Source organism: Secundilactobacillus sp. MJ173 (genome assembly GCF_059704265.1).
The window spans coordinates 1-16,089 of the sequence record NZ_BAAKGN010000066.1 but is presented as its reverse complement, the minus strand read 5'-3'; the positions used below and the strand labels follow the sequence as shown (position 1 = coordinate 16,089).

Genomic DNA, 16,089 nt, shown 5'->3' with positions numbered 1-16,089 from the left:
GCCGGGCGGACAGGTCGAAGTGGGTCGTGGTGAAGCTAGCACCTGCGCTTCGCTGGGGGCGGATCTCCACCATCTCCCATGTCACTAAACTACCAAAGAACGGTAGTCAAGTGACATCGACACCACGACCTGCCCGCCCAGCTTCGCTACTTTCTACGTGCTATATTTCAGTGTTGTGACTCCAGTTTGACTGCAGAATTTGCGTTAGCAACATCACCGTGCTGTCGCCGATAAAGCAGAAAATAAAATGCAGTGGCGTGAAACCGGCAAATCGTGGTGAAAGTAGTGGTTAGTGAGCGTTTTATGCTCACTTAGCACTACGGGAGACGAAGGAAATCCTTTTTTCGGCGATTTTCCGAAAAAATAGTTCCGGAGCGACCCCACTACGAGTTGCCGGTTTCACGGAACGAAATGACGCTTAAACCATAGCTTAAATAAGGGTATACTAGGAGACACTAATACCCACAAGGAGTAAAAAATTATGAAATTTCACACCGGATCAGAACCTTGGAACCACGCCGCCGCACTTTACGTTCGCATGAACGTGTTCGTTTTGGAACGCACCATCGCCATGGAAGACGAATTTGATGACAACGATGAATCAGACCGCGTTTACGTCGTCGCCTACACTGATGAAGGTCAGCCAGTAGCTACCGGGCGTTTTCAAACTATTGATGACACCACCATGCGTCTAGCCCGAATTGCTACTCTAAAGGACTACCGTGGGCAACAGCTTGGTGCTCAGATTATCAAAGCATTGGAAGAATATGGTTCAGCCCGTGGTTATACCAAATCAGTCATTCACAGCGAAATGACAGCTAAGGGCTTCTATGAGCGTCAAGGCTATCAAGTATCGTCAGAACCCTACGAAGAAGATGGCGTTCCTGCAATCACGCTAACAAAGACGTTATCGTAGGTCTTTGCGATCAGGTCCCGCAACGGATCGAATTGTACTAATTACTAAACGAGTTCCAGAAGATTAATTCAAGCCATCAAAAAACACGGTCACTACCAACTGGCAATCGACCGTGTTTTTGCATACAATCATTTTAATTTTCCAAGATAAATTTCTCAATTCCTTGCCCCACACCATCATGATCATTATCAGTGGTTAAGAACCGGGCAACTTGCTTCACATCCGGTAGTCCGTTCGCCATGACGATTGGCATACCTACTAATTTCAACATCGGAATATCGTTGGGACCATCACCAAAGGCCGCTGTTTCGCTTAAATCTAGCTTTTCACGTTTAGCAATGTAGTTTACCCCACGCGACTTTTTGGCAGTGATTGCCGTAATGTCTAAATAAATGTCGCTGGATTTCTGCATCGCCACTCCTGGCAAATCAGCTTCCTGCAAGATGTTCACAATGCCATCCATGACGTCATGCTTCAAGACACAAAAAGTCATTTTATAAATTGGTTTCGGCTGCTCCCAAAAGGTTTCAGGATCAAGCACCGTTGGCTTTTGCGGCATATCTTCTTGGAAGAAAGCCACACCGTCATCCATGTGGGTCACTTGCCAGTCCGTTAAACCAAACAGACTGATACCAGTACCCGGAAACTTAGCTTCGACTAAATCCACGACTCGTTTAGCCACCTGAAAATCCACTGGTGCGTCTTCAATGACCTGTAGTTCGCCATCCTTCACCCGGTAAATCAGGCCACCGTTAAAACCAATCTGTGGTGCAGTTAGTTGCAACGTTTTAATGGCGGCCATCATCTGTCTGGGTGAGCGGGCCGAAACTAACGTAAACGGAATACCCGCCTGTTGAATGGCCGCTTCATTACCAGCAGAAACTTTGCCGTGCCGGTTAAGCAATGTACCGTCCATATCGGAAAAAATATGTTTAATCAAAATCAATTCTCCTTCATTATCACTTATGCCATTAAGTCCTGACTGAATCACTTTAACATAGTGTCATTTCTGAAGGATTTTTGCAACTACTTGGAAGCGTGAGCCTGGCGTTTTGGCCGGTAAATCAGCTCGTAGACACCTAACATCACTAAGAAAACTGCCATGGAAATGATCATGGAAATTCGCGTCGAACCGTTTATCAATAAGAAGATCAGGACGCCGACAAAGAACACGAGACTCATCCAATCTGTGAACGGATAACCTGGCATCCGGAAGGTTTGTGCACCTTCTGGGTGAACGCGCCGATAGCGGATGTGACACCAGATCAAGATCACCCAAACCAGCACAAAGTTAATGGTGGAAACTCCAGAGATCATGGTAAATACGCTGGCAGGCATCAAATAGTTTAGAACGACAATAATTAACAATACCAATGCTGAAAAGTTCAGCGAATTTGTTGGCACGCCGCTCTTGTTGAGCTTTGCCAGCTCTTTTGGCGCGTTACCACCCCAACTAAGGGCGTGCAGCGTACGGCTGGTACTAAATAAACAACTGTTGGTAGCTGATAAAGCTGCGGTCAGCACCACGAAGTTCAAAATACCGGCTGCACCGGCAATACCGATACCAGAGAACACTTGCACGAAGGGGCTAGCGGTCGTTGTAATTCTGTTCCAAGGATAAACACTCATAATAGCAATCATAGACCCTACATAGAACAACCCAATTCTGATGGGCAGACTGTTAATGGCTTTCGGCAAGTTCGCCACTGGATCATTGGTTTCACCAGCGGTCAGCCCTACCATTTCAATCCCAACAAAAGCGAAGACAACCATTTGGAATGCCATCAAAAAACCGTAACCACCCGTTGGGAAGAATCCTCCGTGACTGACTAAGTTACTGAATGAAGCCGTCTGACCGTCCACTTTGGTGTGCAGGATGGCTAGTGCGAACCCCACAACGACCAACACAATAATAGCAGCCACTTTGATCATGGAGAACCACGATTCCATTTCCCCAAAAGCCTTCACGTTGATTCGGTTGGTGAAGTACAGGAAGATAAGAATCACAAATGGTGCTATCCATTGCGGTACCGATGGAAACCAGAACTTAATGTAGATCCCGGTAGCGGTCAAATCCGCCATGGCCAGACTGATCCAGCAGAACCAGTACAGCCAGCCAGTCACGAATTCCATTCGATCACCTAAATACTGACTAACAAAGTCCAAGAAGGAATGTTTGCTTGTGTCGGACAATAACAGTTCACCGATGGCTCGCATCATAAAGAAACAGAAGAGGCCGACAATCAAATACGCCAGAATAATTGACGGACCTGATGTATGAATGGCACTGCCTGATCCCAGAAACAGTCCGGTTCCGATGGCACCACCAATGGCAATCATTTGAATATGCCTGCTCTGCAACGAGCGTGATAACTTTTGATCCTTATTTTTCATAACAAACTCCTCTTCTGAACGCAAAAACGACGCCCCTTAGCACTCACTATCTGAGTACCAAGGGGCGTCGTAACGCTGTTCCACCCAAGTTCACAGTTCCTATTGAACTGCCTCTAATCGCTGATATTGGTTGCGCAACCAAGTGTTTCTGCCATATTAACACTGCTGGTTTTCAGCCTTCCCCAGCTCTCTGTGAAGTATTATTATATTCTCATTGTACTTTAATTTTATTAAAATACAAGGCTTTTTTCTTAGCAAGCGCGTTCAAGCGAGGAGTATTGGGGAAATTTATTTATTTACAACGAATTTAGCGTCTTTACCACCGTCGACCAGCACAACGTTGCCAGCAACAATGTTAGCCATGGCATCACGTGCTTCTACAGTAGCGTTCCCAACGTGAGGTGTCAGGATAACGTTCTTCAATGACTTGAAGCCATCGTCAACGTTTGGCTCTTTTTCGTAAACATCCAAAGCAGCACCAGCGATTTCACCGGACTTCAAAGCATCTAGCAAAGCTGCTTCGTCAACGATTGGCCCACGACCAACGTTAACGATGTAAGCTGTCCTCTTCATTGCTTTGAAAGCAGCTGCATCAAATTTGTGCAGGGTATCAGGTGTTTGAGGTGCGTTAATGGTGATAAAGTCACTGGTTTTGATCAATTCATCCAAAGGCTTGTACGTTACCTTCATGGAACGCTCTTCTGGATCTGAAAGACGGTTTGGCTTGTAGTACTGAACGTTCATGCCCAGTGCGTTAGCCTTCCGTGCAACATCGCTCCCAATGTTACCAAGTCCGAAGATACCCAGTGTTTTGCCAGCAATTTCATGGCCCAAGAAGTACAGTGGTGCCCAGCCAGGGAAGCCTTCATTACGCATCTTTTGATCACCTTCAACAACTCGGTGGCTCAGTGCTAACATCAGGCCAATAGTGACTTCGGCAACGGCGTTTGTGGAAACCGCTGGTGTGTTCGTCACTGGAATACCCTTCTCCTTAGCATAAGCAGTATCAATGTTATTGAAACCTGCCCCAAAGTTAGCGATTAACTTCAGCTTTGGTGCGGCATCAATGATTTCTTTATCTACTTTTGTCGACAATGGTGTGATCAAGAAATCGATATCACTGACGTTTTTCAGTAGTTCGTCGTGAGAGATCAAACCATCGCCTTCGTAAACACTGACATCCAACCCAGCGCTTTTCAGTTGTTGAGTTGCCACTTCTGGTAATTGAGCTGATAAATAGACTTTACTCATAATCAAGGCCTCCTGTATTTTTGTTACCGCTTTCATTATCTACCAAAACGGCATAAAGTGCAATTTTGTGAAACGATATAACGATTAGATATTTTTAATGTGCGGAAAATTAAAAACAGCCTGGAATCAATCCCAAGCTGCTTCACTACTCTGATACTGTTTTTGACCGATTAACAAAAGCTTCAATAATTGTGAATTCATCCGCATTTACCTTATACAACAGTTCCGGATGCCATTGAACCGCTAAAATTAAATCGTTATCCTTGCTTTCCACGGCTTCAATCACACCATCACCAGCTGTGGCAGTGACCTTAAGCTGTGGTGCTAACTTCCGAACCGATTGGTGGTGGAAACTATTTACTAGCACACGCGGCTGGCCGTGGAAAATGGTCTGCAACATCGACCCTTCCGCGATATCAACATAGTGCGACCCCTGATCAGACGGCGCCTTTTGCTGGTGCTGATAGGTCTGATGGTCAATTTGCGTGGCAATATCCTGATAGATGTCACCACCCAGTGCGATGTTAACAACCTGCGCGCCACGGCAGATACCTAAAATTGGCTTCTCGGCAGCAACTGCCAAATTAGTCAGTGTTATTTCAGTCGCATCCAAAAGATCGTCAGCTTCATCCATCTGCGGTATCGGCTCTTCACCAAAGAAACGTGGTGCCACATCCGGGCCGCCTGGCAACAATAGTCCATCAATCAGTTCACTATATTCAGCTGCCAAATCTGGTTCCCGAGTTGGAATCATTACAGGCACGCCGCCAGCTTTCACAATTGCGGCCACCTCATTTTGATTAACAGTGTTGCGGTACGAATCACCCACTAACCGACGTTCAGCCGGAATACCAATAATTGGTTTTGCCATGTCGACACCCCTCACTCATTTTATTGGAGATAGCTTAAGACCAACGCACTATGTTGTCAATCATCAGTTCAACCAAAGTGTATTGCCAATTGAAATTGTGCAACCCAAAAAGGACGACTTTTCAAGTCCCCCTTCTTAATGTGCTCATCCAAATTTGATTGAGCTAACTCATATTCATTTTAAATTACTTAACATGCACTGTTTTGGTACTAGTCACTGAACTAAAATGACCATGGCTGTAATTGCCGACAGTGACCTTAACCGTTTTAGCTTTTGGCGCGTACACTGACTTGTTAAAGTTGCGCTTACTGCTCAACTTAGCATATTTGTTTCCTTTGTAGGTGTTGACGCGAACGTACTTAGCCGACTTGTAAAGTTTAACTGAACCAGTGACTTTGACGTACTTCTTTGAGACTTTTTTAACGGATAGTTTGGAGATGTAGCTCTTTTTGGCAGGTGCTTTTTTGGTGGTTGTCTTTCTAATATAAGTTTTTGGCTTTGAGGCAACACCATCAAAGTTGTTACCGTAGTTCAGAACGGCGCTGTCTAATGCATCAGCATAGCCGCTTAAATCATTGTCGATATCACTATAACCATCGTCAACATTGGAAATGGCGATTTCTCCATTAATTTTGTTGCCCATTGAATCTAACTGACTCTGTTCACCAGAAGTAAGCCGACTTTTGAACACATTATACGTTGCTTCAAGCGCACTTAGATTTTCAACTGCTTGTTCTTTGGTATCAGTGTCTTCATATGCAGCAAGTCCAAGATTGTACAAATAATCATCAAAACTTCCGTTCTCTTCATACGCTTGCTTGTCGTTAGGATCTGGAAAATCATCGGTGACATCACTTTGGACATCCGTCGACGCCTTCCCCAACGCACCCTTCACACCACTGATATCACTTTGATATTGTACGTATAAAATTTTTGTTGATGCTTGTGCCTGTGTCGTTGTCAACACGTTAGGAATCTGCGTAAACACGCCACCAACTAATGTTGCCCCTAATACGACTGTTACAGTCTTTTTCCAAACATTCCTAGTCATCAAAAATGACCTCCTCAAGTAATAGTTACGAAAACACGACTCGATTATAGGTCTATAAGTATAAAAATGAAAGTTGCTTTCAACCGATACACTTATTGCCGTTATTCCTATATGTACGGCGTTCGTCAGTGGAGACGAGCGCTTTTTAATTCTAAAACCGGTTCATAAGCGCTTAAATATCAGTATTAAGCTTCCAGCATTGCTTTCACAACACCGTCAATATCCTCACTTTGTGCGATCATGGAAATCACAGCTGAACCCGCTGCACCTGTGTTGATCACATCGCTCAAATCATCAACGGTAATCCCACCAATGGCAACGATTGGCCGATCAGTCAGACTGACTAATTGCTTTAACCCATCGAAACCAATCACGGGGTCAGCATCCGCCTTCGACCCAGTTGGATGAATCGGGCCACTACCATAGTAATCGATACCCTCAATGACATTAGCGGCTTCAACCTCTTCAGCATTCGAGCAAGATAAACCGACAATCATCTGGTCGCCAACTTCTGTAACAACCTGCTGAATCTTTTCATCAGATTGCCCCACGTGAATCCCGTCAGCGTTAACTTGTTTTGCCAACTCGACGTTATCATCCACGATAAACGGAATCCCCGCTTCGGCGCAACGGCCACGTAATTTCATGGCCATTGCTGCGCGATCAATCGGTGACAAGGTTGAAGCATTGCCCTTATCACGAAATTGAAAAGCTGTGATACCCGCTTTAATGGCCTGCTCAATGATGGTTTCGAACTGACCTTCAGGCACATCTTGAGAACCGCAGACAAAGTAAGCTTTCAACATTTCTGGTTTGAATTTCATTTGCCCGAATGCTCCTCTCCGTAAGCCCAATGGTTCAGTGGCCCATGACCATGACCAACTTGGATAGTATTGCGAATAGCAGCTTCAACGAAGTCCTTCGCCACCCGAATAGCCGATTCAATGTCTTTGCCCTTGGCAATCTCCGCAGTCATAGCACTAGACAGCGTATCGCCAGTACCATGAGTTCGAACGGTGTCAACTCGAGGCGCGCTGAGCCAGAATTCTTTACCATTTTCCAGCAAAACATAATCGGTCACTTTATCGGTATCGCCGTGACCACCCTTGATCATAACGTTCTTAACACCAGTTGCACGGATCTGCTTAGCAGCCGCCTGCATGTCTTCGGGTGTCTTGATAGTCATATCAGTTAGCCGTTCCGCCTCTGGTAAATTAGGTGTGACAACGGTCGCTAGCGGCAATAAATCACGCTTAACGGTGTCAATCGCATCATCAGCCAGTAACGGCGCACCGCCCTTAGCAATCATAACGGGATCCACGATCAGCGGTCCCAAGTCATATTTCTTCAGATTCTCAACGACGATTTCCACGTGTTCTGCATCCGCCAGCATCCCCGTCTTGCAGGCTTTAATTTTCAAATCACCCGCCACTGACGCAAACTGTTCATCGATTAATTTCTTAGATAATGCAGCAAAATCTTGCACACCAATGGTATTCTGTGCGGTTACAGCTACAATCACTGCAGCACTAAATACGTGACGTTCCTGCATGGTCTTGATATCGGCCATAACGCCAGCACCACCACCGGAATCAGTCCCAGCAATCGTGAGTGTTTGTGGAAATGAATTAACTTCCTCAGCCATCTTAAATGTCACACCTTTCAGTCAAATTGGGCAATCTTTTCAATATCAGCAACGGATGCTAAATGCAATTCGTCCATTAAGCGAGCAGAGAAAGTACCTGGCCGTTCCTCTTTCAGCTGATCAGCAACGATCTGGCCGATTGAAGCAAAGACCAAGCAAGCTGTTTGAGCAGCTTCAAAGTAGTCACCATCACTGACCGCACAAAAGGCACCCACAATACTGCTGAGCATATCGCCAGAACCAACGTGTAACTGGAACAGCGGCGTGCCGTTAAATACTCGGGCAACGTGTTCACCATCGGTAATGACATCCGTGGCACCACTAAGAATAACGACACAATTCTGTTTCTTAGCAGCAGCTTTAGCGATTTCCACCACGTCTTGATTGCCGGAACCAGCATCGATGCCCTTCGCGTCCCAGGCAACATCTGCCAAAGCGGCGATTTCACCAGCGTTCCCACGAATAACGTCCACTTGGAACTGGCTCATCAAATCAAGGGCAACTTTCTTACGGTAACTAATGGCACCAACCGCCACTGGATCAATAACTAACGGTTTGTGCTGTGCGTTAGCAGCTTTGCCCATAGCTAAAATATGGTCTACTTGCGGCTTAGAAAAAGCTCCAAGGTTCAAAGCAACGGCATTACTGATACCCACCATTTCATCGGTTTCAGCAATTTCTTCGGACATAATGGGTGACGCACCAATGGCGTTAATGCCATTAGCCACATCTTGAACGGTGACAAAGTTTGAAATGTTAAGGACAACGGGATTGGTCTCGCGAATCTGATTCAGCAAATCGATTTTCATGAAAAATCCTCCCAAAATTTTAGTACAAACAACAGTCAGATACTAAAAAAAGTCGAGCTAATCAAAACGTTAGCTCGACTCTTCACCAGTAAAACTGGTCCGAATTGAACACGTTCCTTCGCAAGTCTGAACTTACAGGTTCAAAGGGATAGTGCGAGCACATCTCAGCCCCAGAAAAAAGTGGGACACCCCTCGTGTTGTTTGGCTTAATTGTAAAAGAAAAAGGGTGTGGAAGCAAGCGCTTAGAGAGCGGAGTGTAAGGGACGGGCGCCAAAAATCCCGAACTTGGATTTTAGGTGGCTGTCACTTACATGCAGCTCTCTGCTTGCTGTAACCCGACTAAATCAGGGTGTGGAAGCAAGCGACTAGAGACTGAAAACTAAGACGCTTTCGGCAAAAATCCTGGGCTTGGATTTATGCCGGAAGTGACTTAGACGTAAGTCTCTGCTTGCTGTAACCCAACTACTCTACATAAAAGAAAAGAGCCCAGCCCCAAAAGGTTGAACTCTTCCAAACATAAATTCTAAAACGACACCGCATCCGGATCCATCGCTGACCCAGCAGCACCCTGGAACCCGTCAATCTTCTTCATGTCATCTTCACTAATTTCAAAGTCAAAGATGTCAGCATTCGACTTAATATATTCAGCGTGCACAGACTTTGGCAGTGGCAAGAAGCCGTGCTGTAAGTGCCAGCGTAGGACTAATTGTGGTACAGACTTATTGTATTTCTCAGCAATCTCTTTCAGTCCATCAATCTGGAAAATCTTACCAGTTCCAAATGGACTGTATGCCTCTGATAAAATATCGTGTGCGTTATTATATTCCACAACGCTTGGCTGCAGATCGGATGGATTCAAGAAAATCTGGTTAACCATTGGCGCAATCTTAGCGGTCTTCAGCAAGGCATCCAAATGTTTAGGCCGGAAGTTTGAAACCCCGATAGCCTTCACTAAACCTTCCTCATAAGCTTCTTCCATAGCTTTCCAAGTCTCAGCATTAGCTTCTTCCCAGTTATCACGAAAAGCAACTGGATTTGGCCAGTGAATCAAGTAAAGATCAACGTATTCCAAACCTAATTTGGATAGAGAGGTCCCAATGGCTTGCTTCGCTTTTTCATAGCCGTGATCAGCATTCCATAATTTCGTGGTCACGAATAAATCTTCGCGTTTCACACCAGAATCGTGGATTGCTCGACCAACGCTTTCTTCATTCCCATAAGCAGCAGCCGTATCAATGTGACGGTAGCCCGCTTTCAAGGCATCTAATACTGACTGGTAAGCAACATCGCCATCTGGCGTCTGCCAAGTGCCAAGTCCAATAACCGGAATCTTAGTCCCGTTGCTGAGTGTATAAGTATCTGTGAGAGCCATACCAAGTCCTCCTTTATGATTAAAAAACGGTAAACTCAAGTCTTAACAACTTTGAGTTTACCGTTTTTTTGAAGTTTGACGCAAGTGATTAGGCTTACGCAACCTGGTTAATCTTTCTTCATCCACTTACGGAATTTATTAATGATGTAGCCCAGCACGATGAGAACTGCTAGACCTTCAATAATCCACATGATCATCTGTTTCCAGTTAATGCCAGGTTTGGCAATCTTAGCTGCTTTGCCATCTTTGTCAGTTACCGTAAATAATCGGTCAAATTTCCAAGACCCATTGTCTGCTTTCACAGTCATTTTCAACCGGTATTGTCCTGATTTGAGTACTTTACCATCCAAAGTTGGCATCTGGTATCCAAAACTGGAATTAGGCGCAAAGTTCAACATCTTTTGGTTAACTTTGGCAACGGTCTTATCACCTTCACCAGTAACAGTCGCTTTAAGGTAAACTGTTCCAATAATTGTCGGTTGATTATTTTGTAAATTAACTTGAATTCTTGGCAATCCGTTATTTCCAACGTATTTAGTCCCCCTATACAGTAAATCGGGAGTTACTTTTTGTGTTGATTCGATTAACCGCGTGGCAACAGCATAATGAGCCAAATTATTAATTTGACCACTCTTTTTTGCCTGATTTGCAGCGCTTGCTGAATAAACTACAAAGCCACCTAAAACTGTCCCTTCAAAAGACTGTTTCGGTACTGCCAATTTAAAGGAAACTACTGAACGGCTTTTACCCGCGACCCAAATCTGTTTTCCAGTTTGATTCCCCAACATGTCCGTAAACGACGTTGTAGCTGAAGCATCTTTTTTGGCATGCACAGAATAATCAATAATCCCGTTTTCATTAGTTGTTGCATTATTTGGTAGGATGTTAAATTGCTGACGTTTACTGCTACTGTTAATAATTTGTAAACGCAAGATCTGATTAGTACCGGGTTTTACTTTTAAATCAAAATAACTGGCTTGAGGATTATTATTTGCGGTCAAAACCGGTTTTACTTGAAAGTCATTTACTGATTTTTTAGCCTGTGCCTTAACATCACTGATACTGAATATTCCTGTAACGAACACCAAAATAATTAAGCAAACTTTTAAGATTTTTTTCATATTACTTACTTGGAGTAGCTGTAGTGCTTGAAGTTGGACCAGACGTTACCGTCCAAGTAATGTTGGCGTTATAACTAGCCTTGGCCATAGGAACACTCAAAACGTGTAATGTGATATCAGAGAAAGCCATATTCCACTTACCAACACCTTGACCACTTTTAGCAGTTATAATGTTATCAGCAATACCATTAACATTTAATGTTGCAGTTGCATCTGAACTATCTAGTGCATCACCAACTTTAGTACCTGCTGGAGATGCGCTTGGAGTCTTCACGGCCATATATGAATTAGGGAAAGCATTCGTTGCTGTATCATTACTGCCTGCAACACTAAAAGAACCAAGGCTTGCAGTTACATTCCAACCAGAAGCAGTTCCAGTCTCATCGTTAACAATCAAATCTTGATTGGCAGTCCCCCGTTCAAAGTTTTTCCTGCGGTCGTAATACCAGCACCAAACGTAAAATTAGGGACTTGATCCAGGCTTAGCGTTCCATCACCAGTTGGACTGGGTGTTACATTGACAGTTGCAGTCGAAGTTTTTGTTGTATCCGCATGCCCCACAACAGGCACTGCCAAAACACCTAACAAAGCCCCCGTACTCATAAGTACCGTACTAAACTTTTTTAAATTAATCATATAAATTAAGCTCTCCTTTAAATCAAACAAACCGAATCAGACATACGTCATTTGTATCCCCAAATAGACACATGTCTTCAACCTAGTCTCATTTATAAAAATAGTCAATAGAAGTTTAATAATATTATGCTAATGCTTTTCTTATCTTAAAAGCATTTCACATGGTAGTTATGCCATTAATTATAAAATTTAACACTTACAAAAAATTAGAAGCATGTAAATAATTGAGCATATGACGTCCACTACTCTAGCAAGGGATTGCGCTCTTAATAATCATTATTTTAGATTTTTATCTTGCTCTACAAGTGATGAAATATTGGGTTAAATTTACATTCTTTTCAAACTATTTAGAATTTAAGCCTTTAATAAAAATAAAAAATCCATTTTCAAGCATAATCTGCTTGGAAATGGATTTTACCTCTAAATTTTAGATTTAAATACTTGGTGTTGCACTAAGCCAATCATATTGTAGCAACTGGTGCGTGCCTTTTGTGACTGGCAACCAGATCTTTGCCTTGGCGATATCTTTCATGCTCTGCCAGAAGGACTTATCTTCTTTTGTCACACCACTGGGTTTAATTTGAATTAAATCATTATTTTCGGTTTTTGCGGTCATTTGAGACTCATTGACGTCAACTAGCTGAACGGCAATGGTCTCAATTTCTGAATTATCAAGTAACATTTCTATCAATCCTTTCGAAAATAGCATCCTTGATATTACAATATTAAGAATACCAACCAAATATCTCGAAACTGTGAAGAAATTGTTGGGAAATGGTTAAGACGTCACTTTCATTTATTTTCAAAAAATATTTACTAAAATTTTCCGGCTAGAAAGCGTATAATAATAGATGATAAAGCGTTTACACAAGGAGGATTTTTTGATGCAAATTACATCCGATATTTTTGGTCAACACGACGGCCAAAACATTAACCGTTACACAATCACCAATGCTGCTGGTAACTTCATCCAAGTAAGTGAACTTGGCGCAACTTGGACGAACTACAACGTTAACAATCATCCACTGATTGTTCATTTCGATAAACTTTCTGATTATGAAGACCCCGCTGCATCCTGTCTAGGGATGGCTATCGGACGGGTAGCCGGCCGAATCACCAAGGCCCAAGCACCAATCGATGGTAAAGAATACCACTTTGATGCCAATGAAAACGGCAACACCTTACATGGTGGCCCTCATGGCTTTGACAGCTTCGTTTGGAAGGCTGAACAGTCTGTTCGTGAACACGACGCAAGCGTCACTTTCTCACGCAACATCGCTAGCTCAGAAGACAATTTCCCTGGCGATTTAGACGTTCGCATCACTTACACCTTCAACGATGATAACGACGTCTCAATCAACTTCAGTGCAGCTTCAACGGCAGCAACACTGTTTAACCCAACTTGCCACATCTACTGGAACTTGACTGAGGGTCAAAAGACTTTGGATGATCAATTATTTAAGGTCAACAGTACTCGTCGTTTGGAATTAGCCTCAGATAAGGTGCCAACTGGTAAGTTCGCTAAACTCACTGGTACCGGCTACGACTTCTCTACACCTCGTGATATTCCTAGCGCGCTGGCAGACATCAAGTCACAGTACGATAAGGACGAAATCGATGACGTTTATGAAGTAACTCCAAGTGATACTGATCCAATCGCTGTTTTAAGCGATAAATCAAGCAATCGTCACGTCGCCATCTACTCAGACCGTAACGCACTGGTGGTTTACACCGCTAACCTTCCCGAAGGCGGTCAACCATACAATGCCTTGGCTACTGAAGCTCAAACGTTGCCAGATGCCCCTAACCATGACGGTTTTGGCGACATCACTTTGCACCCAGGCGACTTGAAGTCTTACACGATCAAATACCATTATTATGAAGAATAATCTTCATTTTTGAACATGAAAAGAGCGGTTCAGCTTGTGCTGAACCGCTCTTTTACGCTACAATACGGAAGACGTGAGACTCACAACACAATATAGATAGGAATAAACCATTGAATACAAATCAACCGCAACATCGTTACCATCATTCAAATAACCATCAACCGCGACCGCACCAGCAAACTGGCGTCCAGGTCACCCTTGGTCAGCGTTTTCCACTGACCATCAAACGCTTAGGTATCAACGGCGAAGGCATCGGCTACTTCAAACGCAAGCTGGTCTTCGTTAAAGGCGCCTTACCAAACGAAGTTATCGTAGCTGAAGTCACTGGCATCAAACCCTCATTTCTAACGGCTAAGATTCACCGGCTGAAGACTCCTAGTCCAGATCGAGTGAAACCACGTGACGACTATGCCGCAGAAGTCGGTGGCTTTGAGCTGGAGCATCTAGCTTACCCAGCGCAATTAGACTTTAAACGTGATGTGGTACTACAGTCACTGGAAAAATTTCAGCCTAAGGGTTACCGAAATTTTGAGTTAAAGCCCACCATTGGCATGGATAACCCCTATGAATACCGCAACAAGGCTCAGTTCCAAGTTCGTCGGGACGAAGACGGCCATGTGATTGCTGGTCTTTACCGGGAACGTAGTCATGACCTAGTTGATCTAAAGACCTGTTCTGTTCAAATGCCAGCGACCATGCGTGTCATCCGTGGCGTCGTGGCTTTAATGGAAGAATTAGACGTCAGCACCTACGATGAAAAACGTGGCACTGGCCTAGTTCGGACGGTGGTTGTTCGGGTCGCTAAGGGAACTGATGAAGTCCAAGTGGTCTTCGTCACTGCCAAAGCACCTTTCCCACAAGAAGCCGAGATGGTCGATCAACTGCTAACCAAGTTCCCCGAAGTCGTTTCCATCATGCAAAATATCAATAATGATAAAACTTCGCTTATTTGGGGTGAAAAAACCACGTTACTTGCTGGCAAACCGCAAATTCGCGAGATCCTCAATGGCCTACAGTTCAACTTATCCGCACGGGCCTTCTTACAGTTGAATCCTTACCAAACCGTGCGACTTTACGATGAAGCGTTAAAAGCACTAGCCTTGTCCGATAACGAAACCGTAATCGATGCCTATTCTGGTGTGGGTACCATTGGTTTATCTATTGCCCACGCCGCTAAAGAAGTGCGCGGAATGGATGTGATTGCTGACGCCGTTGACGACGCCAACGAAAACGCCCGAATCAACAACATTGATAACGTGCATTACGAAACCGGCACGGCTGAAACAGTCATTCCCAAATGGCTCAATGAAGGCTTCCGACCAGATGCACTCATCGTTGATCCACCCCGTACTGGCTTAGATGATGGTTTAATCAATGCCATTTTAAGTGCCAAACCGAAAAAATTTGTCTACATTTCCTGCAACCCCTCTACTCTGGCACGTGATTTAGTAAAATTAACCAATCAGTACCACGTAGACTACATTCAATCAGTTGATATGATGCCGCAAACCGCTCGTTGTGAAGCCGTTGTGAAATTTACTCGGGCTTAACGGTAGCCAAAAATTGCATTTAGGCTTATCATAGTGAAATAAACTGTTTGACCAAGTTTGACTTTTAAAAGATTCAGTGTAGAAAAGAGGGTTTAAATGCAAAATCCATTTGGAAACGGCGATAACGGCGACAATAACGAAGGCCCAAACGGTATTCCAGTGCCGCCTAACTATGCTACCGTTGTAAAAGAAGGGAATGGCGATATCCGTATCGGCAAAGTCGGTTTCTCGTATACGACCTTTCTCTTTTCCTTCCTCGTTCCCATCTTTCGAGGAGATTGGTATAATTTCCTGTGTATGATCGGTGTGAACCTTGGGATTGTCTTAGGACTTTATTCCATTCACTTTTCTTCTATGCAGACCTTTAGTACGGTTACCAGCGTTCTTCAATTCGCATTGAGTTTCGTTTGGGGCTACTTGTACAATCTGATGTATTTCCGTCACTTGTTCAATCGTGGCTTTAAACCGGCTACGCAACGATCAAAAGATCTGCTGGAAAAAAGCGGCTACTTGAAAACCCAAAAAGACTAAACGTTTAACACAACTCAGTAGTTCCCAATTAAACATAAAGAAACGTCATCCCA

General features: G+C 44.0%; 17 protein-coding genes and 1 riboswitch. Of the genes, 4 read left to right on the top strand and 13 right to left on the bottom strand.

What is annotated here, in order from left to right; translation table 11 throughout:
• Positions 1 to 481 precede the first annotated feature (481 nt).
• A complete protein-coding gene (locus AC6H04_RS10545) occupies positions 482 to 916 on the top strand; it encodes a GNAT family N-acetyltransferase (protein WP_497571629.1) in 435 nt (144 codons plus the stop codon).
• 133 nt (positions 917 to 1,049) lie between these two features.
• Here AC6H04_RS10545 and AC6H04_RS10540 read toward each other — a convergent pair whose 3' ends face one another.
• The 13 genes from AC6H04_RS10540 to AC6H04_RS10480 all read right to left on the bottom strand — a co-directional run bounded on the left by AC6H04_RS10540 (position 1,050) and on the right by AC6H04_RS10480 (position 12,748).
• On the bottom strand, positions 1,050 to 1,856 hold the full coding sequence (locus AC6H04_RS10540) for an HAD family hydrolase (protein ID WP_497571628.1): 807 nt from the start codon (positions 1,854 to 1,856) through the stop codon (positions 1,050 to 1,052).
• Positions 1,857 to 1,942: 86 nt separating this feature from the next.
• On the bottom strand, positions 1,943 to 3,310 hold the full coding sequence (locus tag AC6H04_RS10535) for an amino acid permease (protein WP_497571627.1): 1,368 nt from the start codon (positions 3,308 to 3,310) through the stop codon (positions 1,943 to 1,945).
• 288 nt (positions 3,311 to 3,598) lie between these two features.
• Entirely contained in the window at positions 3,599 to 4,561 is a 963-nt protein-coding gene (locus tag AC6H04_RS10530) for a 2-hydroxyacid dehydrogenase family protein (protein WP_497571626.1), read from the bottom strand.
• 145 nt (positions 4,562 to 4,706) lie between these two features.
• Entirely contained in the window at positions 4,707 to 5,432 is a 726-nt protein-coding gene (locus AC6H04_RS10525) for a gamma-glutamyl-gamma-aminobutyrate hydrolase family protein (protein ID WP_497571625.1), read from the bottom strand.
• A gap of 184 nt (positions 5,433 to 5,616) precedes the next feature.
• Entirely contained in the window at positions 5,617 to 6,483 is an 867-nt protein-coding gene (locus AC6H04_RS10520) for a hypothetical protein (protein WP_497571624.1), read from the bottom strand.
• Positions 6,484 to 6,668: 185 nt separating this feature from the next.
• Positions 6,669 to 7,307, bottom strand: coding sequence for a thiamine phosphate synthase (thiE, locus tag AC6H04_RS10515; protein ID WP_497571623.1), 639 nt, complete (start codon positions 7,305 to 7,307; stop codon positions 6,669 to 6,671).
• On the bottom strand, positions 7,304 to 8,128 hold the full coding sequence (thiD, locus tag AC6H04_RS10510) for a bifunctional hydroxymethylpyrimidine kinase/phosphomethylpyrimidine kinase (RefSeq protein WP_497571622.1): 825 nt from the start codon (positions 8,126 to 8,128) through the stop codon (positions 7,304 to 7,306). Before thiD ends, thiE begins: the two co-directional genes overlap by 4 nt.
• 17 nt (positions 8,129 to 8,145) lie before the next feature.
• Positions 8,146 to 8,937 (bottom strand): hydroxyethylthiazole kinase, encoded by a 792-nt coding sequence (gene thiM, locus AC6H04_RS10505; RefSeq protein WP_497571621.1) that lies wholly within the window; start codon positions 8,935 to 8,937, stop codon positions 8,146 to 8,148.
• 96 nt (positions 8,938 to 9,033) lie between these two features.
• Positions 9,034 to 9,140, bottom strand: a riboswitch (TPP riboswitch).
• Between the two features lie 320 nt (positions 9,141 to 9,460).
• The gene (locus tag AC6H04_RS10500; protein ID WP_497571620.1) at positions 9,461 to 10,309 is read right to left on the bottom strand and encodes an aldo/keto reductase; all 849 of its coding nucleotides are present in this window, start codon (positions 10,307 to 10,309) and stop codon (positions 9,461 to 9,463) included.
• 107 nt (positions 10,310 to 10,416) lie between these two features.
• Entirely contained in the window at positions 10,417 to 11,430 is a 1,014-nt protein-coding gene (locus AC6H04_RS10495) for a WxLIP family cell surface protein (RefSeq protein WP_497571619.1), read from the bottom strand.
• Between the two features lies 1 nt (position 11,431).
• The gene (locus AC6H04_RS10490; RefSeq protein ID WP_497571618.1) at positions 11,432 to 11,827 is read right to left on the bottom strand and encodes a WxL domain-containing protein; all 396 of its coding nucleotides are present in this window, start codon (positions 11,825 to 11,827) and stop codon (positions 11,432 to 11,434) included.
• On the bottom strand, positions 11,824 to 12,066 hold the full coding sequence (locus AC6H04_RS10485; protein WP_497571617.1) for a hypothetical protein: 243 nt from the start codon (positions 12,064 to 12,066) through the stop codon (positions 11,824 to 11,826). The genes AC6H04_RS10490 and AC6H04_RS10485 overlap by 4 nt, the downstream gene beginning before the upstream one ends.
• A gap of 433 nt (positions 12,067 to 12,499) precedes the next feature.
• Positions 12,500 to 12,748 carry a hypothetical protein gene (locus AC6H04_RS10480; RefSeq protein WP_098824526.1) on the bottom strand — a complete coding sequence of 83 codons (249 nt, stop codon included), beginning with the start codon at positions 12,746 to 12,748 and terminating at the stop codon, positions 12,500 to 12,502.
• A 202-nt stretch (positions 12,749 to 12,950) separates the two neighbouring features.
• On the opposite strand from AC6H04_RS10480, the gene AC6H04_RS10475 reads away from it, so the two are divergent.
• The 3 genes from AC6H04_RS10475 (at position 12,951) to AC6H04_RS10465 (ending at position 16,036) form a co-directional block, all read left to right on the top strand.
• On the top strand, positions 12,951 to 13,955 hold the full coding sequence (locus AC6H04_RS10475; protein ID WP_497571615.1) for an aldose epimerase family protein: 1,005 nt from the start codon (positions 12,951 to 12,953) through the stop codon (positions 13,953 to 13,955).
• Positions 13,956 to 14,065: 110 nt separating this feature from the next.
• Entirely contained in the window at positions 14,066 to 15,505 is a 1,440-nt protein-coding gene (rlmD, locus tag AC6H04_RS10470; RefSeq protein ID WP_497571614.1) for a 23S rRNA (uracil(1939)-C(5))-methyltransferase RlmD, read from the top strand.
• A gap of 96 nt (positions 15,506 to 15,601) precedes the next feature.
• The gene (locus AC6H04_RS10465) at positions 15,602 to 16,036 is read left to right on the top strand and encodes a hypothetical protein (RefSeq protein ID WP_497571613.1); all 435 of its coding nucleotides are present in this window, start codon (positions 15,602 to 15,604) and stop codon (positions 16,034 to 16,036) included.
• Positions 16,037 to 16,089 lie beyond the last annotated feature (53 nt).